The sequence below is a fragment of the Candidatus Thiodiazotropha endolucinida genome, assembly GCF_001715975.1.
GTDB lineage: Bacteria > Pseudomonadota > Gammaproteobacteria > Chromatiales > Chromatiaceae > Thiodiazotropha > Thiodiazotropha endolucinida.
Map to the genome: position 1 here is coordinate 139,060 of NZ_MARB01000008.1, position 23,731 is coordinate 162,790.

General features: G+C 52.9%; 27 protein-coding genes. 24 read left to right on the forward strand and 3 right to left on the reverse strand.

Annotated features, from left to right (window positions below; all coding sequences use genetic code 11):
• Nucleotides 1–33: 33 nt before the first annotated feature.
• Nucleotides 34–1,017, reverse strand: a complete 984-nt coding sequence (gene cynR, locus CODIS_RS08735; protein ID WP_069124025.1) for a transcriptional regulator CynR — start codon at nucleotides 1,015–1,017, stop codon at nucleotides 34–36.
• Between the two features lie 430 nt (nucleotides 1,018–1,447).
• Between cynR and CODIS_RS21590 the strand changes: the two genes are divergently transcribed.
• The 13 genes from CODIS_RS21590 to CODIS_RS08795 all read left to right on the forward strand — a co-directional run bounded on the left by CODIS_RS21590 (nucleotide 1,448) and on the right by CODIS_RS08795 (nucleotide 10,442).
• The gene (locus tag CODIS_RS21590; RefSeq protein ID WP_305782096.1) at nucleotides 1,448–1,879 is read left to right on the forward strand and encodes an SH3-like domain-containing protein; all 432 of its coding nucleotides are present in this window, start codon (nucleotides 1,448–1,450) and stop codon (nucleotides 1,877–1,879) included.
• The gene (locus CODIS_RS21595) at nucleotides 1,872–2,240 is read left to right on the forward strand and encodes an SH3-like domain-containing protein (RefSeq protein WP_305782097.1); all 369 of its coding nucleotides are present in this window, start codon (nucleotides 1,872–1,874) and stop codon (nucleotides 2,238–2,240) included. The genes CODIS_RS21590 and CODIS_RS21595 overlap by 8 nt, the downstream gene beginning before the upstream one ends.
• Before the next feature lie 61 nt (nucleotides 2,241–2,301).
• Nucleotides 2,302–2,997 carry a thiocyanate hydrolase subunit gamma gene (gene scnC, locus CODIS_RS08745; RefSeq protein WP_069124026.1) on the forward strand — a complete coding sequence of 232 codons (696 nt, stop codon included), beginning with the start codon at nucleotides 2,302–2,304 and terminating at the stop codon, nucleotides 2,995–2,997.
• 8 nt (nucleotides 2,998–3,005) lie between these two features.
• Complete coding sequence (locus tag CODIS_RS08750) at nucleotides 3,006–3,461, forward strand: hypothetical protein (RefSeq protein WP_083220641.1); 456 nt, start codon at nucleotides 3,006–3,008, stop codon at nucleotides 3,459–3,461.
• Between the two features lie 231 nt (nucleotides 3,462–3,692).
• Nucleotides 3,693–4,520 (forward strand): ABC transporter ATP-binding protein, encoded by an 828-nt coding sequence (locus CODIS_RS08755; RefSeq protein ID WP_069124027.1) that lies wholly within the window; start codon nucleotides 3,693–3,695, stop codon nucleotides 4,518–4,520.
• Nucleotides 4,521–4,567: 47 nt separating this feature from the next.
• Nucleotides 4,568–5,860 (forward strand): ABC transporter substrate-binding protein, encoded by a 1,293-nt coding sequence (locus tag CODIS_RS08760; protein ID WP_083220642.1) that lies wholly within the window; start codon nucleotides 4,568–4,570, stop codon nucleotides 5,858–5,860.
• A gap of 50 nt (nucleotides 5,861–5,910) precedes the next feature.
• Nucleotides 5,911–6,687, forward strand: coding sequence for an ABC transporter permease (locus CODIS_RS08765; RefSeq protein WP_235615170.1), 777 nt, complete (start codon nucleotides 5,911–5,913; stop codon nucleotides 6,685–6,687).
• 58 nt (nucleotides 6,688–6,745) lie between these two features.
• Nucleotides 6,746–7,594: an ABC transporter permease gene (locus CODIS_RS08770; RefSeq protein ID WP_083220643.1), complete on the forward strand. Its 849-nt coding sequence runs from the start codon at nucleotides 6,746–6,748 to the stop codon at nucleotides 7,592–7,594.
• An 87-nt stretch (nucleotides 7,595–7,681) separates the two neighbouring features.
• Entirely contained in the window at nucleotides 7,682–7,951 is a 270-nt protein-coding gene (locus tag CODIS_RS08775; protein WP_069124033.1) for a transposase, read from the forward strand.
• 116 nt (nucleotides 7,952–8,067) lie between these two features.
• Entirely contained in the window at nucleotides 8,068–8,460 is a 393-nt protein-coding gene (locus CODIS_RS08780; protein WP_069124036.1) for a DsrE/DsrF/DrsH-like family protein, read from the forward strand.
• 42 nt (nucleotides 8,461–8,502) lie between these two features.
• On the forward strand, nucleotides 8,503–8,733 hold the full coding sequence (locus CODIS_RS08785; RefSeq protein WP_069124039.1) for a sulfurtransferase TusA family protein: 231 nt from the start codon (nucleotides 8,503–8,505) through the stop codon (nucleotides 8,731–8,733).
• A 119-nt stretch (nucleotides 8,734–8,852) separates the two neighbouring features.
• Nucleotides 8,853–9,986, forward strand: coding sequence for an NAD(P)/FAD-dependent oxidoreductase (locus tag CODIS_RS08790; RefSeq protein ID WP_069124042.1), 1,134 nt, complete (start codon nucleotides 8,853–8,855; stop codon nucleotides 9,984–9,986).
• Between the two features lie 12 nt (nucleotides 9,987–9,998).
• Nucleotides 9,999–10,442, forward strand: coding sequence for a hypothetical protein (locus CODIS_RS08795; RefSeq protein ID WP_235615166.1), 444 nt, complete (start codon nucleotides 9,999–10,001; stop codon nucleotides 10,440–10,442).
• A gap of 53 nt (nucleotides 10,443–10,495) precedes the next feature.
• On the opposite strand, the gene CODIS_RS08800 is transcribed toward CODIS_RS08795, so the two are convergent.
• Both CODIS_RS08800 and CODIS_RS08805 read right to left on the reverse strand, forming a co-directional pair.
• The gene (locus tag CODIS_RS08800) at nucleotides 10,496–10,939 is read right to left on the reverse strand and encodes a hypothetical protein (protein ID WP_069124045.1); all 444 of its coding nucleotides are present in this window, start codon (nucleotides 10,937–10,939) and stop codon (nucleotides 10,496–10,498) included.
• 202 nt (nucleotides 10,940–11,141) lie between these two features.
• Nucleotides 11,142–13,127 carry an SLC13 family permease gene (locus CODIS_RS08805; RefSeq protein WP_069124048.1) on the reverse strand — a complete coding sequence of 662 codons (1,986 nt, stop codon included), beginning with the start codon at nucleotides 13,125–13,127 and terminating at the stop codon, nucleotides 11,142–11,144.
• Between the two features lie 227 nt (nucleotides 13,128–13,354).
• Between CODIS_RS08805 and CODIS_RS08810 the strand changes: the two genes are divergently transcribed.
• From CODIS_RS08810 to pyk, 11 genes are all read left to right on the forward strand, one after another.
• Nucleotides 13,355–14,263, forward strand: a complete 909-nt coding sequence (locus CODIS_RS08810) for a LysR family transcriptional regulator (RefSeq protein ID WP_069124050.1) — start codon at nucleotides 13,355–13,357, stop codon at nucleotides 14,261–14,263.
• 534 nt (nucleotides 14,264–14,797) lie between these two features.
• Nucleotides 14,798–15,277 (forward strand): 4Fe-4S dicluster domain-containing protein, encoded by a 480-nt coding sequence (locus CODIS_RS08815; RefSeq protein ID WP_069124053.1) that lies wholly within the window; start codon nucleotides 14,798–14,800, stop codon nucleotides 15,275–15,277.
• Nucleotides 15,278–15,295: 18 nt separating this feature from the next.
• Nucleotides 15,296–17,149, forward strand: a complete 1,854-nt coding sequence (locus CODIS_RS08820) for an aldehyde ferredoxin oxidoreductase family protein (RefSeq protein WP_069124056.1) — start codon at nucleotides 15,296–15,298, stop codon at nucleotides 17,147–17,149.
• A gap of 18 nt (nucleotides 17,150–17,167) precedes the next feature.
• Nucleotides 17,168–18,415: an NAD(P)/FAD-dependent oxidoreductase gene (locus CODIS_RS08825; protein WP_069124059.1), complete on the forward strand. Its 1,248-nt coding sequence runs from the start codon at nucleotides 17,168–17,170 to the stop codon at nucleotides 18,413–18,415.
• 13 nt (nucleotides 18,416–18,428) lie between these two features.
• Entirely contained in the window at nucleotides 18,429–18,680 is a 252-nt protein-coding gene (thiS, locus tag CODIS_RS08830; RefSeq protein WP_083220653.1) for a sulfur carrier protein ThiS, read from the forward strand.
• A gap of 60 nt (nucleotides 18,681–18,740) precedes the next feature.
• Nucleotides 18,741–19,010 (forward strand): hypothetical protein, encoded by a 270-nt coding sequence (locus tag CODIS_RS08835; RefSeq protein ID WP_154723062.1) that lies wholly within the window; start codon nucleotides 18,741–18,743, stop codon nucleotides 19,008–19,010.
• Nucleotides 19,011–19,072: 62 nt separating this feature from the next.
• Nucleotides 19,073–20,074, forward strand: coding sequence for an SGNH/GDSL hydrolase family protein (locus tag CODIS_RS08840; RefSeq protein ID WP_069124070.1), 1,002 nt, complete (start codon nucleotides 19,073–19,075; stop codon nucleotides 20,072–20,074).
• 56 nt (nucleotides 20,075–20,130) lie between these two features.
• On the forward strand, nucleotides 20,131–20,616 hold the full coding sequence (locus CODIS_RS08845; RefSeq protein WP_069124073.1) for a putative molybdenum carrier protein: 486 nt from the start codon (nucleotides 20,131–20,133) through the stop codon (nucleotides 20,614–20,616).
• 54 nt (nucleotides 20,617–20,670) lie between these two features.
• On the forward strand, nucleotides 20,671–21,426 hold the full coding sequence (locus tag CODIS_RS08850) for an SDR family NAD(P)-dependent oxidoreductase (RefSeq protein WP_069124075.1): 756 nt from the start codon (nucleotides 20,671–20,673) through the stop codon (nucleotides 21,424–21,426).
• Nucleotides 21,423–22,277 (forward strand): alpha/beta hydrolase, encoded by an 855-nt coding sequence (locus CODIS_RS08855; RefSeq protein WP_069124078.1) that lies wholly within the window; start codon nucleotides 21,423–21,425, stop codon nucleotides 22,275–22,277. The genes CODIS_RS08850 and CODIS_RS08855 overlap by 4 nt, the downstream gene beginning before the upstream one ends.
• Entirely contained in the window at nucleotides 22,274–23,722 is a 1,449-nt protein-coding gene (gene pyk / locus CODIS_RS08860; RefSeq protein ID WP_235615167.1) for a pyruvate kinase, read from the forward strand. Before CODIS_RS08855 ends, pyk begins: the two co-directional genes overlap by 4 nt.
• The last annotated feature ends 9 nt before the right edge of the window (nucleotides 23,723–23,731 follow it).

Here is a 23,731-nt window from a genome sequence, read left to right on the forward strand (position 1 = left end):
AAGTTCGTATAGTGCGTAGCTATGCGATGCTCGTTAGTTATGGCTGTTAGGGGTGCATACTTCTGACATCGGGCAAGGGCCGGTTCGTTTTACTGGCGTATCGTGGCATCCTTCCACACCCCATTCCGTAGCCAGTCCCTTGAACGCCAGAGAGGCAGGACTCTTGTACGAATCCTTACGGCTGATAAGCGTGATTGTGTGGTGTGGAAGTTCTGGAATCAGCATAACCGGAAAAATCTCATTTTGTTGGCACGCGATCGTGTTGGGGAGTATGGTCGAGAGCCGCCCCAATCGTAGAACCTCGATTATCGTACTTAGCGAGTTGGTCTCAATTGCAATCGAAGGTTTGATATCGTGTTCCAGGCAATAGAGGTCGATGTGCCTGCGTAGTGCAAAATCGCTGTTGAGTAGTGCCAGCGGTTCCCGTTCAAGGGTGTGTTGATCCAGAGGAGTTTCCTGGCCGGCGTATTGGTGGGTCGATCCAACCGCCAGATTGAGTGGTTCTATGAACAGGTGTTGAGTCTCTATGTATTCATAATTGGCGGCTATGGTAAGTGTATTCGTGAATGCTATGCCAATATCGATATTACCGGCCAGAACGCCGCTCTCAATATCATCTTGCGGCATCTCATAGGTGCCTACGGATATACCTGGATAACGTTTGTTGAATCGATCTATCAGTGGCGCAGCCAGATAATCCGTGATCGGTGTCATACCAAGACTCAGGGATCCACGGCTCAGGTCCTGCAGTTCCTGGATGGCCCGCTTCCCGGCATCCAGTTCACCTAGCGCTCGACGTGCATAACTGATATAGACCTCACCCGCATCGGTAAGGTGAACGGTACGACCTGTACGATCCAACAGCTGTGTTTCGAGAGACTCCTCCAGCTGCTTGATTTGTTGTGACAGCGTGGGTTGAGAAACAAACAGTGTTTCTGCCGCACGGGTAAAACTGTGATGTTCGGCAACCGCTAAAAGATAGCGTAGAGAACGAGGACACATGATATTTCTATCCATAGCCAACCCCTATGGAAGTTATAGAAAAAGCGGATTTCGCTAATCACTCCATGATGAGTCCTAGTGTAGACCAATTTTAGATTTGTAGTGAGGATCCACGAATATATCTTTACCTTGCGAAATTAAATTACTTTTTCCATGTAAATCAATAGGGCAATTCGTGATGACCATAGCCATCGCCTATAGAGCTAATCAGAATTAGGTCTTGGACAATTATTGTGACCTGGTAAATAGTTTGACTTAACACGATTAGAGAATCGCGCACTTCGTGAATTATTAAGAACGGCTTAAGTAAGGTGAATTTCAGCTGTGAAACAGATCATTCATCGATTGCTTAAGTATCAAAACAGTATATGCGAAATATGTAATTAAACATTAGGTAATAAATACAAGCTTTTTAAAAACCTAATCATAAGGAGGTCACGCGACCATGTCATCAGCCATCAGACAAAAAGTGATGAAACATCTGGAGATCGTCAAACAACTCCAGCCGTCTCTACACCAGGAGACTCATGCGCCCTCTCCTGATCAGGTCGATAACGAACACTATCGGGCCTATACGCGTATGTCGCATGATGTCGGTGGTGAACCGGACGTACCAATCACATGGGAAGAGAAAGAGGAAGAGGTATGGGAACACAACACCTTCGTTACATGTGAGGTGTTGGCTTGGCGTGGTATTTGGAATGCCGAGGAGAGACGCCGCAGGCAGAATGTGGATGTGGGACAGACAATGTATCTGGGTTTGCCTTATTACGGCCGGTGGTTGTTGACCGCAGCAAGAATATTGGTCGACAAGCAGTACATTACGCTCACCGAATTGTCCGACAAGATTGATGAGGTCAAAAAACGCTATGAGTAAACCACACTACGATCGAGAGCATCACGTCAAGAAGGCCACGGGTATCGGTGATCCCCAATGTTTTAAAGGCGAAGCCGGCGCGCCAAAGTTCAAGGTTGGCGACAAGGTGAGGATTCGGGACCTGCCCGATATTTTTTATACCCGCACCCAGGTCTATACCCGCGGCGTGCCTGCAACTGTCGCCCAACTGGTGTATGAAAGTCCCGCCCCGGAGGATGAAGCGTGGGACAACACAGACAAGGTGGTCTGGTTTTACAGTCTGGTGTTCAAGCAAAAGGATCTGTGGCCGGACTATCCGGATGCATTTGCAAATGACACTGTAGAGACCGAACTGCCTGAACGCTGGCTTGAACCGCTGTAGCCGTGCCTGCCGATTGAACACAAGACGTTTGTTTGGATAAAGAATCAGAGAGGATAGACAAATGGCGGAGAAACATAAACCTGCACCAATGGTTGATGAGGTCAGTGAATTTGAGGTGCTCGAAATCGCCGTTCGCGAACTCGCTATCGAAAAAGGCCTTTTCACCGCTGAGGATCATCAGCGTTGGACTGAATATATGCATACACTCGGGCCGCTTCCTGCGGCGCGCCTGGTTGCCAAGGCCTGGTTGGATCCGGAATTCAAGAAGCTGGCCGTAGAGGATGGAGTCAAGGCCAGCCTTGAAGTCGGAATTGACTGGGTCAACAGCATGCCGACCCATTTCGGCACACCCAGTGACTACTGCAATCTGCGTGTACTCGAAGACACGCCAAAGTTAAAACATGTGGTCGTCTGTACGCTCTGTTCATGCTATCCACGTCCCATCCTCGGGCAATCGCCGGAGTGGTACCGGACACCGAACTATCGTCGACGCCTGGTGCGCTGGCCGCGACAGGTGCTTGCGGAGTTCGGACTTCAAGTGCCCGAAGACGTAGAGGTTCGGGTAGAGGACTCGAATCAGAAATCACGATTCATCGTATTGCCTGTTCGTCCCGAGGGGACCGAAGGGTGGAGCGAGGACCAGTTGGCAGAGATCGTGACAAGAGACTGCCTGATCGGCGTAGCCGTGCCGAAACCCGGCAAGACAGCCAACGATCCGCGACCTGTGCGTCCCGCCGTCAACCCATACCACCACTAGGAAGTCCCATGGCAGAGATCAATCCTAAATATTTTGAACTCGACAAAGAGATGCGCGACCGCGATCTGGATGAGTCGACGCCGGTTTCACTACTGGAAGATGTAAAAGGCAAGGGACGGGTCTGGGACGATCTGTGTGAGCAGTATGGTGTGGATAATCCCGATCCTCCATGGCGGATCACCCTGGAAGCGACCTGCGATATGCTCGCAGGCGGTTATTGGGAAACCTTTAATGTCTGCAAACCCAAGGAGGAGCGTGATTCTGAAGAGGAGCAGAAGCATCTCGATGCCGTGGAAAGACGTTGGGAAGAGGATCAGCTCGTCAACAAATATTACGACGAAGTTCCTTTCCCGGAAAGGCAGTTGTTGGCGCTGGCGCATACGCTAATCCGGCGCGGTCTGTTTGATGAGGAGGAGTTGGCGCGTCGCATGGAAGAGATCGATCGGCGTTTGAACAGCGCTTGATCGTGGAGATGTCAGTATGCAATCGAGCGAGTGTTTCGCTCGATTGTACTTCCAGTCGTTTGGCGCACAGGTAAAAAACGGGTTGACTGGAGATTGCATCCAAACGCAACAGTCATTTAGACCATCGGGGTGGTGAGGAGAGATCGATGCAGATCCGCTTGCTGTTTGGAGAGTGCCTGGCCCCGCTGCCAATGCAGCAACTTTCGACACTTGACACAGAGGATAGATTGAATGTCTATACGCGGAGTCCGCATTAAGATTGAAGACCTTAGCCATCGCTATACTTCAAAAAGTCCAATCACATTCGATAAGGTCAATCTGGAAGCGAAGCATGGTGAGATCATTGTCATTATCGGGCGTTCCGGTTGCGGCAAATCGACCTTGTTGCATATTCTTGCAGGGTTGTTGAAACCGACGGATGGCTCTGTTCGTCTTGACGATACCTTGGTGACATCGCCATCGCCGCAATGGGTCATGATGTTCCAGGCGCCCCATCTTTTTCCCTGGATGAAGGTGTCGCAAAATGTCGGTATCGGGCTGCACTTTGCAGGTTGGGATGAGTCCAGGATGCGTGAAAGGGTTGACGATGCACTTAGCCTTGTCGATCTTCAGGACTACGCCGATAACAACGTGCAGGACCTGTCGGGTGGTCAGCAGCAACGTGTGGCGCTGGCGCGCTCACTAGTTATGGAACCGGAGTTGCTGCTTCTGGATGAACCATTCTCAGCACTCGATGCCTTTACCCGCGCATCTCTGCAACACGATGTTCGATCGATTGCAAAACGCCTCGGCTTCAATGTTGTGATCGTGACCCACGATATCGACGAGGCGGTCCTGATGGCGGATCGGGCACTGATCATGGCGGGCTCTCCCGGCAAGATCTACGACGAGCTCGAAGTCAATCTACCCGATCCACGTGAGCGGCACGACCCGAATGTGCAGGCAATGCGCACACGCCTGATGGAGGCCTTCAAACAAGCCGCTAATGAGTACCCAAGCGCTTCCGGCAAGGATGCTGGTGACGAATCAAGTCCACACAGCGTCACGCAGCATGCCTGACCCTGCATAAGTCGGAATATCCGATTACCTAACGGAGGATATCGAAGATGAATGAGCAGAAGCAGCTTATAGATAAGTACGGTGACGGAATCAATGATCCCGATCTCGTCCTGGAATACGACCCCCTATTCAAGAACGTGTTAGGTAGTGGTGTTGATAGGCGTGATTTTCTGAAAATGGGCAGTCTTGCGGCGATGAGCAGCCTGATTCCTTCGGCAGCGACCTTTGCCCAGGAGAAGAAATGGGATCCTGTGGTCCGTATAGGATATATCCCGATCACCGATGCTGCGGCGCTGCTGGTGGCCCATGAGTTGGGTTTTTTCAAGAAAGAGGGTATCGAATCCGTTCGCCCAACCCTGATCCGCGGTTGGTCACCCCTGGTGGAGGCGTTTGCCTCGCACCGATTCAATCTCACCCATATGTTGATTCCGATACCGATCTGGATGCGTTATAACAACAAGTATCCGTTGAAGATCACTGCCTGGGATCATACCAACGGCTCCGCTATCATCGTGCACAAGGATAGCGGTATCAATACGCCAAAGGATTTCGGTGGCAAGCAGTTTGCCGTGCCCTATTGGTACTCGATTCATAATATCGTTTCGCAAAAGATCATGAAGGAGGCCGGTATCAAACCAGTGATACGGCCGCAAACCGCGAAACTGGCCCCTGATGAGTGTAATTTCCTGGTGCTCAATCCGCCTGAGATGCCGCCGGCCCTTGCGGCCAAGTCGATTGACGGTTACTGCGTGGCCGAACCCTTCAATGCCCTGGGCGAGATCAAGGCGGGCGGAAAGGTGCTGCGTTTCACAGGTGATGTCTGGAAAGGGCATCCATGCTGTGTCGTGGTCATGCATGAGGCCGATGCGATGGATCCTGATCGTGCGGCATGGGCTCAGGGTGTGCACAACGCCATCATCGCCGCACAGATACATCTCGGAGAAAACAGAGAGGAGATGGCGCATCTGCTCTCCCGTAATGGCAAGAAATACCTGCCGTTCCCGAAGAAGGTCATCGAGCGGGCCATGCTGTTCTACGATCCTGCCTACTACAGCAACCCGGTAGCGATCAAACACCCGGAGTGGGGTATGGACCGAATCAATTTTCAGAGTTGGCCCTACCGTTCCGCCACTGAACTCGTTGTTTCGGATCTGAAGAGTACTGTACTCACCGGCGACGCCAGTTTCCTTGACGGACTCTCACCGGAGCATGTGGCTGATGATCTGGTCAACTACAAATATGTGAAGAATGCCCTTGAAGCCAATCCTAAATGGAAGAATGACCCGAGCGTGCCCAAAACGGGCGACCCCTATTCCAGAGTAGAGGTGGTTAAACTGTGAGTGAAGATGCCGCATCTTTCAAGGTGGGCGAATCCAAGCCGTACCGTGTCCTGAAATCATCAGGACGCGGTTTATACAACTTCTTCGGGGGGTTGGCGATCCTGTTCGTCTTTTGGTGGATTGGAGGTTATTTCATATCCATCAATCCATCCACTGAACACTTCGCGGCTTTCGGGCCGATTCCCACATTTAAGGCATTTCCCGAGCTATGGTCCTCCGGCACGATTCAGAGTGCAATAGCCGCAAGTGGCTATCGTTTGGGTTTGGGTCTGCTGATTGCGATAGTAATCGGTGTGCCGATCGGTATTCTGATGGGTCGAAGCAAGCGCTTCCGCGAAATAAGCAATTCACCGTTTCAGCTATTGCGCATGATCAGTCCATTGGCTTGGATGCCGCTTGCGGTCATTGTTTTCGCAACTTGGAATCAATCGATCATTTTTCTGATTGCAATTGCATCGGTCTGGCCAGTGGCCTTTGCCACGGCCGCGGGTCTGGCGAAAATCGATCCGGCCTGGTTCAAAGTGGCGCGAAATCTGGGCGCTAAGCCCATACACATGATGACCAAAATTATATTGCCGGCCATCAGCTTCGATGTATTTACAGGTATCCGGCTGGCGTTGGGTGTGGCGTGGATTGTGTTGGTGCCGGCGGAATATCTGGGGGTCACATCCGGTCTCGGCTACTCAATAGAAGACGCCAGGGAAACATTGTCATACCACCACCTTACAGCCATCGTGCTGGTGATCGGTGCACTCGGTTACATCCTCGACAGTACCTGTGTGTTACTGATCAAACATTTCAGCTGGCACCGTGGAGATGAATCGTGAGCCATCAGAGCGAGGAGAGGAAAAAAGTGTGTTCACCTGTTGGAAAGGTTGTTAAGCAATGAGTAATGATACCGCGCCTGCCGGGTTGAACATCCTCAACAGCATGATGGGTGCAAACGCATCTCAGCGCCTATTGAAATCATCCTGGCGGGGATTGATGAATTTCTTTGGCGGGCTTGCGATCCTGTTTGTGATCTGGTGGTTTGGCATCTATCTGATATCTTCAAATACCTCGACCGAACATTTTGGTGACTTTGGGCCAATACCAGCAATTCAGGCGATCCCAGTGTTATGGGAAGAGGGCACGATACAGAGTGCGATTACATCCAGTGGCTACCGTTTGGGTAGTGGACTGTTAATTGCCATATGCATTGGAGTGCCAATCGGTATTTTGATGGGACGCAGTAAGCGGTTTCGTGAATTGAGCAACTCACCCTTTCAGTTGTTGCGTATGATCAGTCCCCTCTCTTGGGAACCTATCGCGGTTATTGTTTTCGTGACATGGAATCAGGCGATCATATTCCTGATAGCCATTGCGTCGGTTTGGCCTATCGCGTTTGCAACCGCAGCCGGTCTGGCCAAGGTCGATCCTGCCTGGTTTAAGGTGGCGCGAAACCTTGGCGCCAAACCCTGGCATATCGTGACACGGATTATCATACCGGCGATCACATTCGATGTGCTTACAGGTGTGCGTCTTGCGCTCGGTGTGGCATGGATCGTTCTCGTTCCTGCAGAATTCCTTGGTGTTACTTCCGGTCTTGGCTACTCGATTCAAGATGCGCGTGAGGGTCTTTCGTACGACCATCTTATGGCATGGGTGCTTATCATAGGTGCTATCGGCTACATCCTCGATAGCTCCTGTGTGATGCTAATCAAGCGCTTCAGTTGGCATCGTGGAGATCAGTGACATCTCGTAGTTACGACGCGATAACAGCAACCTGAAAGGCTTGGTATCAAGCATATGTTGTGTGCTGGCGGATGCGAGGTAAATGTGATGAGCAGATCGAGATTCAGTGAAGAAAAGATCTTGGCTGTATTGAAGGAAGCGGAGGAGTCGGATGAGAAGATCACTGAAATATGCAGCAAGCATGGGATCTCCGATGCCACATTTTACAAATGGCGCTCAAAATACGGAGGCCAGTCAGCCAATGACTCAAGGCGTTTGAAGCAACTCGAGGAGGAGAATAAGCGGCTTCGAGCGCTTGTTGCCGATCTCGCTTTACGTAATCAGGCATTAAAGCGCGTGGTATCGAAGAAGTGGTGAACACTATCGGCCGCCGTGGGCGGAAGTATTTACCACAACAGAGGAAATGAGATGAATGTGGTAGGTGTATTGTTTGGTTTTGCAGTGACAATGCAATAGAGAGAGGCGATAACTACATGTCACAGAATTATCACATCGTTTGCTTGACTGGAACACGCGAAAAATTGCAGATGGCTGCAATGTTCGCATCGGTGGCAGCCGCCACGGGTGATCGGGTTACTGTATTTTTTTCTATGAATGCATTGCCTTTCTTCATCAAGAATTCTGTACAGCAGCCACCGGTGGAGAGCCGGTTTGGCGAAATGATTGAAAGCGAAGTGGGTGTGCCGCCGTTCAAACAATTGTTTAAAAGTGCGGCGGAATTGGGAGATGCAAAACTTTTGCCCTGTTCCATGGCGCTTGATCTGTTGAAGATTACCAAAGAGGCTCTTGATCCCGAGTTTGGACCGCCGACAGGGCTCACCCGCTTTCTTAACGATGCTGAAGGCGGGCAGCTGCTGACATTTTGAATCGATAGCGGCTCAAACTATCTCAGCAAGAGGATATTGTGAATGAGTGAATTTAAAACCATCGATGCTCGAAACACGTTTTGCCCCGGGCCGCTAATGGAGCTTATTACCTATATGAAGCAGGCGGCAGTTGGCGATACCCTCGAGCTGTTATCGACCGATAACGGAACGGCATCCGATGTTCCCGAGTGGATCGACAAGGTTGGACACGAAATGATCAGTAGTGAGAAGGTCGGGGAGGTCTGGCACATGAAGGTTCGCAAGCTCAAATAGCGGTAGGTGAAGAGGAGTGGATTGATTGCTTGTTAATCAATGGCTCAGCTGGTTTAACAAAAGAGATTTATCTGGCCCAGGGTCAGAGATCTCCTGTAATAGTGGATTAGGAGAGTGCAATGAGAATCTTAGTCGTCGGTGGTGGCTGCGGTGGTACCATATTGGCCAACAACCTTGCGCGGCGGCTGGCCAGCGAGATCCGCAATCGTAAGGTCAGACTCACACTGCTTTCGGCCTCGGATAAACACATGTATCAGCCGGGTCTGTTGTATGTGGCGTTTGGACAGATGATGCCTGACGAACTGTATCGTGATCAGGAGAGTCTGCTTGAGCCCTCGATTGAGTTTTATGTGGATCCGGTCGAGGCGTTCCATCTTGATCAGAACAAGGTTACAACAAAAAGCGGTAAGACACATGAGTATGACGTGATGGTCATCGCAACCGGTTCACGTATCGTGCCTGAAGAAGTGCCTGGCCTGGTCGAGGGTTCTGAAACCTTCTATTCCGAGGAAGCCGCCGTGAAGATGTTCAAACGTCTCCGTGAGTTTGAGGGCGGTAAGGTTGCGATTGTCGTCGGTGTCCCGCACAAATGTCCGATCGCCCCGGTGGAGGTGACTTTCTCCCTTCACGACTATTTCAAGATGCGCGGTATTCGCGACAAGGTGCACATCAAGTACCACTATCCAATCGGTCGGATCCACACCATAGAAAATGTTGCCAAATGGGCAAAGCCGGAGTTCGATCGCATTGGCGTTGAATATGAAACCCTGTTCAACGTCAAGGAAGTGGATGTGGAGAATCAGGTGGTAAAGAGCGAAGAGGGTACCGAGACCGCATATGATCTGCTTATCTCCATTCCGCCACACAGGGGAATGCCGGTGATCGAACGGGATAAGATGGGCGATGGCGGCTGGATACCCACTGATCGGTACAAACTCACCATGGAGGGATATGACAATGTCTATGTATTGGGGGATACCACCAACCTGCCGGTGAGCAAGACCGGTTCCGCGGCGCATTTCGAAGCCGAGGTAGTGGCCGAGAACATCGCTTCGATTATCAAGATCGGTACACCCGTACGTGATTATGACGGTAAGGTCTACTGTTTTATCGAGGCAGGTCATGATCGGGCGACCTACGCCATGTTCAACTATGAGAATCCACCCGACCTGAAGGCGCCCAATAAATCGATGCACTGGTTTAAAATGAGCTATAACAAAATGTATTGGACCAGCGTCCGCGGTCTACTTTGAGGAGGCGTGGTTATGACTGCCCAGACTGAATCACCTCAACCCGCAAACACTATTGATCGTGAGGAGCTTGCCCACGAACTGGAGCAGCTATCAGAACTTGCGACACTGGTCTTGTCGGCGCGGGATGCCTTGTCGGACGATATTGTTTCCCGTCTCGCTTCGGCATTGAGTGAAGGTATCACACTGCTTGACCGTCTTACCCGCAATGAGGGTCTTATGCGCCTACTGCAGGTGCTCGATAAGCCGGAGACTCAACATCTGCTGCATGGGCTCTCCACTGCACTCTCGCAAATGAGCCGGGAAATCGCAATTTCACCGCCGGCCAAAGGTGGTCTCGGGGGGGTTGTCAAACTGGCGATGGAACCTGGTACGCAAGAGGGTCTGCGATCGCTTTCGCTGCTGGGTAAGTATTGGAGCGACAGCATGCGTGAACTACACAGTAAGGGCGGTAATTGAAAAAACAGCTGCTGATTGTGATGGACTGCCGGAGAGCGCTGTCAACGGACGGTTTATTTGATAAGCAGCTTGAGAGGCTGCATCTCTTTATACATGATCACGAGAGGCTTCCTGCTGGCAAAGGTGAGAATGCGGGTGTGCGATGGATAAAACAGGTGGCTGCACAAGAACATGTGTATCTCCTCTCCACGCATTAGAAACTCCTTAAGGCGAAGGATGTTCCTCATATCCACATCGTCCTGCAGTGGATGTTTGTAATGGTTCAATACCAAGCTATCATCAGACAGTGCCAGTTGAGGGATCTCATCGTGATGTCCCAACAGCTCGTGGTGTGCCTGTTTGCGCAGGCGGGAGGAGAGGATCAATCCGGCCCGGTCTTCTCCGAATAGCCAGCTGATATCCCTCTCTTCATCGTAGTCGGCACTGTGTTCGCCAAAGGCGAGGCACCAGCCCCTATAGTAGGCGTTGTATCGCTTGACGATCCGTGAATCATTCATTGTATGATCAGGGTGTTGTTACCGTGCCTTGCATTGCCAGGAGGGCTGGGTAGCAAAAAGATATATAATAATAAAATCTTCGGCTGGCCTTTATAGGTGGTGCAATCTGGCCAGCTCCCCATTATGCAATGGATCGATCCTCATACTACTTAAAACGCTCTCTGCATACAATCTTCAAAGAGTGGTTTACTACTACTGAGCGCTAAAACACCAGGTTCATCACCAGCATCATGACGGTCAGAAACAGTAGTGTCATGATGCCGCCCGCCCGCATAAAATCAGATACGCGATACCCTGCAGGTCCCATGATCAATGCATTCACCTGGTGGGTAGGGATCAGGAAGGAGTTGGATGTGGCGATGGCAACGGTAAGTGCGAAAACAGCGGGATTGCCGCCGGCGCCAATGGCGATATTCACTGCCAGCGGAACCAGCAGAACCGTCGCGCCCACATTGGACATGACCAGGGTGAAAAAGGTGGCGAGTACCGCAACCGACAACTGGATAATCCAGATCGGCATATCTCCCACTACCCAAAGTACCTGATCCGCAATCCATTTTGCCGTGCCGGTGGTCTCCACTGCGAGACCAAGCGGTATCAAAGAGGCAAGCAAAAAGACCGTCTTCCAGCTGACCGCTTCATACGCCTCATCGATATTGAGGACACCGGACAGTACCATCCCAATGGCGCCGGTGAGCAGGGCAACCGAGAGACGGATGTCGGTAAACAGCACCATTGAGAGTGCAATGCTGAAAAACAGCATCGCCCATCCCACCTTGTGTGGGCGCAAATCTTCATGGGGGTATTCAGTGGTGACTACGACGAAGTTTTTATCCTTTTCGATCCTGGGGAGAACGTCCCAGGGGGTGTGAACCACCAGGGTATCTCCCGCCATGAAGGGTATGTTACGGATATCCTCCCCCTCGCGCAGGGTTTCACCGTTGCGGTGCAAGCCGATCATGGCGAGGCCATAGGTCTTCCGCATCCACACATCACGGGCGCTCTTGCCGATGAGTGATGAGCCGGGTGGTATGACCACTTCGGCAATACCGGCCTTGTTGGCAGAAAGGTCATTCGAGAAGGTACGCAGTGAGGAGCGTCTTTTAAGCTTGAATACCTCGGCGAAGCTGGCCAGGGAATCCGGATCGGCAACCACACCCAATACCATGCCGGCTTCAAGATCGACATCCCGTGCCAGGGCGCCCGGACCGATTCGGTTTGCCTCACCCGATAGTTTTGTCGCGATCACTCTGACCCGATAAGCGGTCTCGATGTCATCCAGCTGTTTGCCGATCAGGCCGCTCTCATCGGTGACAACCACCTCTGACAGGCTGTAGCGCAAGCCGTAGACATCCTGGAAATATTGCATCGGATCGGTACCACTGGTGCTGCTTTCACTCTTGGTTTTCGGCAGCACGAAACGCCCGGCCAGTAGGAAGTAGATGATCCCGCTGACAATCAGAGCGATCCCGATCGGCGTGACAGAAAAGAGTCCCCAGGTCTCCATCTGTTGATCGGCGGACAACGCCTTGTTTGAGGTGAGAATCAGGTCGTTGAGCAGAATCAGCGGGCTGGAGCCGACCATAGTCATGGTACCGCCGAGAATAGCGGTAAAGCCCATCGGCATCAGCAGGCGGGACATCGGCAGGCCGGATCGGGCGGAGATGCGCGATACTACAGGGAGGAACAGCGCAGCCGCGCCCACGTTCTGCATGAAAGAAGAGATGAATCCCACAGTGGCGGATATGATCGGGATAATCCTGCCCTCAGTGGTGCCGCCGGCCTTGAGTATGAATGCAGCGACACTGCCCATGATGCCGGTTTTATCCAGGCCGGCGCCGATGATCATGACGGCGATGATGGAGATGACGGCGTTGGATGAAAAGCCATCGAACAGATGCCTGTTATCGACCAGCCCCTGATCGAGTCCCATCAGCGGCGCAAGCAGGGACGAGAGGCCCAACAGCACCATAATACTGGCGGCGGCAACATCCACCCCGACGACCTCAAAGGCAAACAGGTAGATGGTCAGCATCAGGATGGCCCCTACCCAGGCGATCTCGATAGTGGGGGACAGGTCGGCCAGCAACAGTGCTGCGATGAGGAAGATGGCGCTTGCAATGAGCTGTTTAAGTGAGAGGGGGCTGCCTTGGCTGGGCATCGATTGCCGGTTGTTCGATGGTGTCATGCTGTTACTGCTTTAAAAAAACTAGGGGTCGTGGGTGCCCGAACAGTCACCATCCCCATGGAGCATATGGAAAAAATGCTGCACTGCACATTCCGATATGGAATTGCATTCGGGTTAGAATGGTGCGATATCTTGCAATTGAGGCCGATAGATGGCCTGAGAATCCGGGTATCCTGCCTAATGATTCAGATATTTTCAAATAAATAATTATGTCTTAATATTCCTCTATGGAATATTTAAATCTACCTGACCTGAAACATCTGGCGACATTGAGAGCGGTCGTCGAGCAGGGTGGCGTTTCCGAGGCCGCCCGACTACTGCACATCGGCCAGCCTGCGGTGACCAAACGGCTGCGTGCCCTTGACGGTTGTTATGCAGCGGGTTTGATGCAGCGGCAAGGGCGTACTTTGGAGCTCACCCCTGCAGGGGAGCGGGTCTATGCCTTTGCGCGGCTGGTGCTCGATCATCAGGCCTCCCTTTTGGATGATCTGGAGTATCTGCGGTCGGGTCTGAACAGACTGCGCCTCGAAGTCACCTTCGCCATCGGCGAACATCTACTGCCGAGCCTGTTGTTGAATTTCTCCGATAATTTTCCTCAGTACAGAATAGAGAGCCGCATGGGTTACAGTCGGCATATTCAGCGCCGACTCGCTACGGGGCTCTCCGATTTAGCATTACTTGAGCAGGCCCCGGACCATCCCGAGGTCCTGGTGCAGAAATGGCTGGACGATGAACTTGTACTGGTTTGCGGCCTGGGGCACCCGCTTTGGGGCAGTGGACTGTTGCCGGTGACAGAGTTGGGAGATTTACGCTATGTGCTGCGCGAATCCCAGTCGTCCATGCGAATCACCCTGGATAAGGCGCTCAGGGATATCGGCATCGATCAGTTGCCCATCGCCATGGAAGTGGGGTCGACGGATACCATCGTGGAGATGCTGCAGCATGGTGGGCATGTGAGTTTCCTGCCTCGTTTTGCGGTCGACGATGCCCTGAATGCCGGCACCCTCTACCATATAAAAATACAGGGACTTCGTATCTACCGTACTCTGTGGATTGCCAGGACCCGTTCGAATTTAAAAAATGCCGTGGCTGAAGCGTTTATCCAGTTGCTGCGTAAGAAATCGTGGAACGGATAGTGCGACGCCTCAATCTCTAAGTTGACTGATGTAGTCCTGCCCTACACCACTAAATAACAAGGCTGTGTCAATCTTACATTTCAGTTCCTGCAGTTGGATGCCCTGGGGCATTGTCATGCCTCAACGGTATCAGCTGGAAGAGGATAACCACTACCAGACAGGTGTAGGATTAATTGATGGTTACCGTGACATTCTGTCATTTAGCTATGACTATTTGTCATTATTGCTCCATATTTTCCCGGTTTTTTTAGTTGCCGATTTTTTTAACAGAATAATTTGATCTATAAAAATTTCCCAACTAACCTTGCATTGTGCGCCCACTGTTTTTCGTTCAAATAGCGGAACCCTAAGTGGGTGATCAAACATCTTCTACGCCAATTCGACTCGCCCAAACAGCCTTGGTATCCGTTTACCGAGGAGGTGATCATTCGTACCAAGAATAATTACAGCGTCTGTGTTGCCGGGTTAGTGGTCAGATCCAAGTTAAGCAATAAATATTTCTAAAACTTAATGTAAGTTGGGAAGGAGAACAATATGCTCAGGTCCCTTTTGATAGATGCGGAAAAGTGTACGGGATGCGTGCAATGTGAATTGGCGTGTTCCTTTGAAAATGAAGGTGAGTTCAATCCTGCCAAATCACGAATCAGGGTTTTTACATTCCACCATGAAGGGCGTTTTGTTCCCTATACATGCACACAATGTGCTGAAGCCTGGTGTATGCAGGCCTGTCCTGTTGACGCCATCACGCTGGATGCCGGCAGCGGGGCGAAGGTTGTCAATGCTGCCGTCTGTGTCGGGTGCAAGGTCTGCACCATCGCCTGCCCCTTTGGCACCGTCAACTACAGCAGTAGCAGTGGAAAGGTGGTTAAGTGTGATCTCTGTGGCGGAGATCCCGCGTGTGCCAAGGCCTGTCCGACGGCCGCGATCACCTATGTGGACGCGGATCAGACAGGATTTGAAAAGATGCGTGCCTGGGCGGGTAAAACCGATGCCGGCAGTGCTGCAAGTGCATAATTCTGGAGGTAAATAGCTATGTCATGGGCTGGAAAAATTCTTCGCGTCAACCTGACTCAAGGTACCTGCACCACCGAGGCGCTCAATCGTCAATGGGCACAGGAGTATCTCGGCCAACGCGGCCTGGCATCCAAATATCTGGTTGAAGAGGTCGACCCGCAAGTCGATCCCCTCAGTCCCGAAAACAAGATGATCATGACCACCGGACCCCTAACCGGGACCATGGCTGCGACCAGCGGTCGCTATTCGGTGGTTACCAAAGGGCCGCTTACCAACTGTATAGCCTGTTCCAATTCCGGGGGATTTATCGGTGCCGAGATGCACTTCGCCGGTTGGGACATGATCATCTTTGAGGGTAAGTCGCCAAAACCGGTCTACCTCTATGTGGTCAACGACAAGGTGGAACTGCTCTCTGCGGAAGAGATATGGGGGACCAGTGTCTGGCACACCGATGAGTGGCTGCACGCCAAGCACCAGGACCCGATGCTGCGTATCGCCGCGGTCGGACGTTCCGCCGAGGCGGGTTGTCTCTATGCGGCGATCGTCAACGACCTGCACCGGGCGGCCGGCAGATCCGGAGTCGGCACCGTCATGGCCTCCAAGAATCTCAAGGCGGTGGCCATCCGCGGGACTAAAGGGGTTGCTAACATCAAGGACCCGTCCAAGTTCATGCAGGCCGTCAACGATGGGAAAAAGGTGCTTGCCGAAAATGCGGTTACCGGACAGGGATTACCCACCTACGGTACCCAGGTACTGATGAATGTGATCAACGAGATGGGCGCCCTTCCCACGCGCAATATGCGTGAAGTGCAGTTCGAAGGGGCGAACAAGGTTTCTGGTGAGGCGATGCACGAAAAACGTGCCTCGGACGGCAAACCCAACCTGACCACCAATGCCGGCTGTTTCGGTTGCACCATTGCCTGCGGGCGTATCTCCACCATCGACAAGGGTCACTTCTCCATTGAAAACAAACCCGAGTATTGGGGCAGTTCCGGCGGCCTGGAATATGAAGCGGCCTGGGCGATGGGGCCGGATACCGGCGTCGATGATCTGGATGCATTGACCTACGTTAACTTCATCTGCAACGAGGACGGATTCGATCCGATCTCATTCGGTGCCACCCTCGCGGCGGCTATCGAACTCTTCAAGATCGGCGCCATCACCACCGAGCACACAGGTGGGCAGGAGCTCGCTTTCGGTTCTGCCGAGAACCTGGTTTGGGCTGCCGAGACGTTGGTCAAGGGAGAGGGTTTCGGCAGGGACCTGGGGCTGGGTTCCAAGCGTCTGTGCGAGAAGTATGGACACCCCGAGCTATCCATGACGGTCAAGGGTCAGGAATTCCCCGCCTACGATCCACGGGGTATCCAGGGTATGGGGCTCGCCTATGCCACCTCGAATCGTGGTGCGTGCCATCTCAGGGGCTACACGGTGGCTTCCGAGATTCTGGGAATTCCGGAGAAGACCGATCCGTTGGAGACCGATGGCAAGGCCGGACTGGTAAAGGCCTTTCAGGATGCCACAGCGGCGGTTGACTCCAGTGGACTCTGCCTGTTCACCACCTTTGCCTGGTCGTTGGAGGATATCGCGCCCCAGGTTAACGGTGCCTGCGAGGGTGACTGGACCGCGGAGCGTATGCTGGAGCTGGGAGAGCGGGTGTGGAATATGGAACGGGATTTCAATCTGCGGGCCGGCCTGACCGCGGCGGATGACACTCTGCCTCAGCGCCTGTTGAAAGAGGCGGCCAAAACCGGGCCTGCAGAGGGTCGTGTTAACGACCTGGACAAGATGCTGCCCGAGTATTACGAATTGCGTGGCTGGACGGCGGACGGTGTGCCCACCGATGCCACCCGTCAGCGGCTCGGCCTGACCTGACATAACAGGAGATGTCAGATGCAATATATCGTAATCGGTGCCGGCCCGGCCGGTGTTACGGCCTGTGAAACCCTGAGGAGCCAGGACCCCGCCGGTCAAATCACTTTGATCGGCGGGGAGCCGGAACCACCCTATTCACGCATGGCCATACCCTACCTGCTGGTGGAGCAGATTGATGAACGGGGTACCTACCTGCGGAAGAGCGAGGACCACTATAGCCAAAATCGGATTGAACATATCAGGATGGCGGTGACTCAGGTGCATCCCGAACAGCATCGTGTCACCCTGGCCGATGGGAGCAGCCTGGAATACGATCGCCTGCTGATTGCCACCGGCGCCACGCCATTGAAACCGCCGATCCCCGGTATCGATCTGGATGGCATTCATAACTGCTGGACCCTGGAGGACGCCCGCGCCATCGTGGCACGCGCCAAGCCGGGATCGCCTGTGGTGCTGATAGGCGCGGGTTTCATCGGCTGCATTATTCTCGAAGCCCTGGTTGAGCGCGACGTGAAGCTTACGGTGGTGGAGAAAGGCGACCGGATGGTTCCACGCATGATGGATAACGTGGCCGGGAATCTGTTGAAAAACTGGTGCGAGAAGAAGGGGGTGCGTATCCTGACCAGCAGCGGAGTTGTCGGTTTCTCTGAATCAGGCAATGGTTTGAGTGTCGATCTGGACAGTGGCGAGAGCCTGGCTGCAGACCTGGTGATAACGGCAATGGGTGTACGCGCGAATATCGACTTCCTGGCCGGATCGGGTATAGAAACCGACCAGGGTATCCTGGTGAATGATCATCTGCAGACCAGTTGGGAGGATATTTTCGCTGCCGGGGATGTTGCCCAGGGGCGTGATTTTTCCACCGGAGCTGATAGCGTCCAGGCGATTCAGCCCACCTCGGTTGAACACGGTCGTATCGCGGCAATCAACATGGTCAAGGACCAGGCGATCACCCATCAGGGCAGCCTGAACATGAATGTCCTGGATACCCTGGGCCTGATCTCCAGCTCATTCGGTCAATGGATGGGCGTCGAAGGCGGTGACCAGGCAACCCTGTTGGATGAGGGTGAGTTCCGTTATCTGCAACTGCAGTTCGACGGAGACTACCTTGTCGGTGCCAGCAGTCTTGGGCATACCCAGCACATCGGTGTGCTCAGGGGATTGATTCGGAGTCGTGTCCCATTGGGGGAATGGAAGGATCGCCTGATGAAAGATCCAACCCGCTTGATGGAGGCCTATCTCGGTTCAGTACAGGGTGCAAGTTGATTGGATGTCCGAGGTGAACGTCGAATTCAAACTCTATGCAAGCTTAATGGCGTACCTGCCGTCTGGTGCGACCGATCATGCTGTCAACGTCACGCTATCCGAAGGCGCAACCATCTTTGATTTGATGGAGCGCTACCAGGTCCCCCGCGAACAGGCCCACTTGGTTGTGTGTAACGGCCTGTTCGTGCCACCCTCGCAACGTGAGACCTATCGGTTACAGGATGGAGATGTCATCGCTCTCTGGCCGCCAGTCGCTGGTGGATAATCCCGGCCAGTCCCGCTGACTGGTGCAGAATCCATGGTCAGTCGCACCAGCAGCCGGACGATGACAATTGCCCACGCAGAGTTTCTGCGCAGCCTGTCGCCACTCAAGCAGCACTACCAGATCGAGATCGATGAGGCCGGGAGAGAAGTGGAGATCTCCTCCCGGGGGTTAAGAGCTGTTCTACAATTGCATGAGATGGGGCCGATCAAACTGGGTTCGCTCACCATGCCATCACTGAAAGTTGTTTTTAGATTTGAAGATTCGGCCGTTGACGAATTATCACAGTTTTGGACGCGCTTTGACCTTTGTTTCAGGAGAGGAGGAGGTTGAACTGGACTAGAATCTGTTTCGACAATAAAAGTTCTGTTAACAGGCCCTAAGGAGGATATAACATGAAAAGAGAACAACAAGGCTACGGAATATCGGGCATCTTAATCATCCTGTTACTGATCCCCTGCCTGGTCCTTGCCGGGGATAAACCCTATGAGCGTGTAGTCGTATTCGGCGACAGTCTTTCCGATCCCGGGAATGCTTTTTTTCTCACCGGGATCAACCTCAAACCACCCTATTCGACCCTGGATGAATTTTTGATACCGGATGCGCCCTATGCACGAGGCGGCAATCACTTCAGTAACGGCCCCACATGGATTGAGCGGCTGGCAAAAAAACTCGCTGTGAGAGGCAGTGCGAAACCTGCTTTCAAGGGCAAGAATGGCAAAAAACTGAAAATGACCAACTATGCCGTCGGTGGTGCCCGCGCTCGGGATAACGGTATCGATATCAACCTCAATACACAATTGAGCGCCTTTCTCAGTGATTCCCAGGGAGTGGCATCGATGGATGCGCTCTATGTTATCGCCCTGGGCGGTAACGATGTAAGGGACGCCGTTGCTGCCCTTTCCATCGATCCCACCGGCCAGGCCAGTAATGATATTCTGCAGGATGCACTGATCGCGCTATCCGATTCGATCATCGCACTGCATGGGGCTGGCGCGACAAAGCTGTTGGTTGTCAATTCGCCTGATCTCTCTCTGACTCCAGCGATAAAACGCCTTGATAGTCTGTTCCCGGGTACCGCCCTGGGGGCGGCCGTGGCATCGCTGCAATTCAACCTGAATCTAGCCGCGTTACTCGATGATCTCAGCTTGGTTTTTCCTGCATTGGAGATTGCGCAACTGAATGTTTTTCAGACACTGCACGAGATTGTGGGCGATCCCGATGCATTTGGTTTGAACAATGTAATTGATGCGTGCGTGATGCCTAATCTACCCCCTTTCGCCTGTAAAAAACCGAAGCGTTACCTGTTTTGGGATGGCATCCATCCAACCCGTGCCACTCACCGGATCTTTGCCAGGGAGGCTGCCGAGGTCCTCAATCTGGGCGAGGATGAATAGCGAGACTCCTTTTGATCAACTAATATCGCAATGCATGAAAACCCGGCAAACATAATGTGTTGAAGATCGTATCAGGAGCACAGACGGGAGTGGATAGAGCGGCATTGGATGCCGCCATGGCGTATGGCGTCGAGGCTGGTGGATGGTGCCCCCATGGCCGCCTGGCTGAAGATGGTGTGATACCTGAATGCTATCCGGTTACGGAACTGGCGAATGCTGGATATTCGGAACGCACCCTGCAAAATGTCATCGATAGCGATGCTACACTGATTATCTATTTCGGTTATCTCTCAGGCGGTACGGAGCAAACGCTCGCCTTCTGCATTGCGCAGAGGAAGCCCTATCTGTTGATCGATGCCGAGGAGCTGAACAGGCCGCGCGCGGCGCAACGGATTCAGCAATTCATCGCTGACAAAGGAATTGCCATTTTGAATGTTGCCGGGCCGCGGGCAAGTGGAGAGGCCTCGGCCTATGACTATGCAAGAACGATTCTGGAGTCAGTGTTGAGAACCCTCTGCATAAATCCGTCGGATCGATGCTGAGTACCAATCCAGCCCTGAATGGTGCAAGGAAGATGTGGATATTGCGGATTCGGTATGGATAAGAAAAATGCTTTGATTACAGGTAACAGCAGTGGTCTTGGATTGGGGCTCAGCAAAGTATTGTTGGCCCGTGGCTACAGGATTTTCGGCTGCAGCCGACGGGGTTGCGATCTGCCGGGTGAGGTTGTCGATGTTCATTGTGACCTTACCGATTTTGACGCCATTGCAGAGAAGTTTGAGCAACTGCTGCAAGGGATTGAGACGCTGGAGTTGGTGGTGCTCAATGCCGGTATATTGGGTGAGATCAAGCATATCAGCAAGACTTCATTGGATGAGTTGCAACAGATCATGGAGATCAATCTTTGGCCGAATAAGATCATCCTGGATTGGCTGTTGCAATCACATATCAAAGTCGATCAGATCCTGCTGCTATCATCCGGTGCAGCCATATTGGGCAATAAGGGATGGGGCGGGTATGCGTTATCGAAATGCGCACTGAATATGCTGGGACGCCTGTACGCGCACGAATTCCCGGCGACCCACATTGCTTCCATTGCGCCGGGCCTGATCGAATCGGATATGATGGATTATCTGTGTACCCAGGCGGACAGCGAGGAGTATCCTGCATTGCAGCGACTTCGGCAGGCTAGAAGAGATGGCGCAGTGCTTTCGCCGCTCCAGGGTGCTGAACGGATCCTGGAAACCTTGTCACGCCTGAAGGAATTTGAAAGCGGCAGTTATATCGATCTCAGGCAGATTCTGGCCCCGGATGAGTATCAGGCACTGATCGAGGCGAGAAACAGGGTATGACTTTGCCGACCTTCTTGAGGGAAATATTGCTGCTGGCATCCCTGGTACTGCTGCTGTTTCTGGCAATCTCACTCTACCTCTATCTTAACCAGACCAATCTGATTCATCTGCCCGATCTTCCGTCGAGGCGTGTGGCTGCCACGCCGCATCACGTGGGGTTGGGTTTTGAGTCTGTAGACCTGATGACTGCGGATAACGTGAGGTTGCACGGTTGGTTCATTCCCCATGAGAGACCCCGCGCAACACTGCTGTTTTTTCACGGCAATGCCGGCAATATCTCCCATCGCCTGGAATCCCTGACACTCTTCAACGCATTGGGGCTGGCGATATTGATCATCGATTATCGTGGTTATGGCAACAGTGAAGGGAAGCCGTCGGAAAAAGGTCTCTATCGGGATGCAGAGGCGGCATGGCGTTATCTGACTGAGATAAGAGCGCTGCCCGAGAAGAAGATCCTGCTCTTTGGTCGCTCACTTGGCGGCGCGGTTGCCGCCTACCTTGCGACTCGTAATGATCCAATGGGCGTAGTCCTGGAGTCGACCTTCACTTCCGTCCCGGACATGGCCGCTGAACTCTATCCTTGGCTGCCTGCACGCTGGCTGGCGCGCTATCACTATAATACGCTAGAGCGAATGGCGGCCATCGACAGCCCGGTGATGATTATCCATAGCCGCCATGATGAGATCATACCTTTCGATCATGGTCGTCTGCTGTTTGAACACGCCCATCAGCCGAGACGTTTTCTTCAGCTGAGCGGTGACCATAATTACGGTTTCATGCAGGATCTTGATCGATATCGGGATCATTGGGATGATTTTATACGCTTAGCAAGTAAAGAGCAGACCGGATGAAGACAATACCAATACGAAAAACCAAAATCGTCGCCACTATCGGCCCAGCCTCCGATTCGGTGAAAATACTCGAAGAGATGATTGTGGCCGGCATGAGTGTCGCCCGGCTCAATCTATCCCACGGCAGTTATACTGAACATAGCCAGCGTATCGGGCTTATCCGTCAGGCGTCGGACAATCTGCGGATGCCGGTTGCAATCATGATCGATACCCGGGGCGTTGAGATCCGTACCGGAAAGATCCTCCAGGGAAGCGTTGAGTTGACTTCGGGTGATACCTTTTCCATCTTCACCGACGGCCGTGCCGGTGATCAGCAAGGGGTTTCAGTTACCTATCAGCGTTTGCATCAGGAGGTGAATCCCGGCGATGTGATTCTTCTCGATGATGGGGCGATGGAACTCACCGTGCAATCGATACTTGATCGGGAGGTTCGCTGCAGGGTTGTATTGGGCGGTGTGCTGAAAGAGAACAAGGGCGTCAATCTGCCCAATACCCAGCTTTCCATGGCGGCTGTGGAGCCGGAACATCGTGATGATATTCTTCAGGAGCTATCCTTCGCGGCGGAGAACGACGTCGACTATATCGCCGCTTCGTTTATCCAGGATGCCGATGAAGTCAACCGGATGCGGAAAATTCTGATCGAGAAAGGGGTGGACATCCCGATCATCGCCAAGATCGAAAACCGCGCCGGAATAAACAATCTCGAGGCAATCGTGGCGGCGTCGGACGGGGTTATGGTGGCACGGGGCGATATGGGGGTGGAACTGCCGATGGCGGATGTGCCGAGTATGCAGAAGAAGATCATCCGCATCACGGTGAGTAACGGCAAGCCCGTGATCACCGCCACCCAGATGCTGGCTTCGATGGAGCACAATCCAAAACCGACCCGTGCCGAGGCAAGTGATGTGGCAAATGCCATTCTGGATGGTTCCTCCGCAGTGATGTTGTCCGGCGAATCGGCTATGGGCGACTATCCGGTGGAGTCGGTCAGGACCATGGAGATGTTGGCGATCCGTACCGAGGCATCGCTGCGTGAGTATGGCTATCTACAGCATATCATTCCCCACCATTCCAATGTGGTGACCGAAGCGGTCAGTCATTCGGCCGTCAATATGGCTGATCGATTGAAGGCGGCTGCCATCATCAGTTTGACCGAGACAGGTTTCACCTCGAGGTTGATCTCCAAGCACCGGCCCGAATGTCCCATACTGGCAGTCACCCAATCACCGAGAGTGACCCGGCGGTTGTGCATGAACTGGGGTGTGGTACCCATTCTTTTTCAGGAGGAGAGCACGGATGAGGCGAAGATCGCCTTTTGCATCGAACAGGCCAGAAAGCGTGGCCTGCTGAACAGCGGTGATATCGCCATAGCCACCAGTGGCTACAGTCAAACCACCGGGGGTACGGATCTGATCCGGGTGATGACTGTCGACGGGCCTGAATAGCCGGATAAA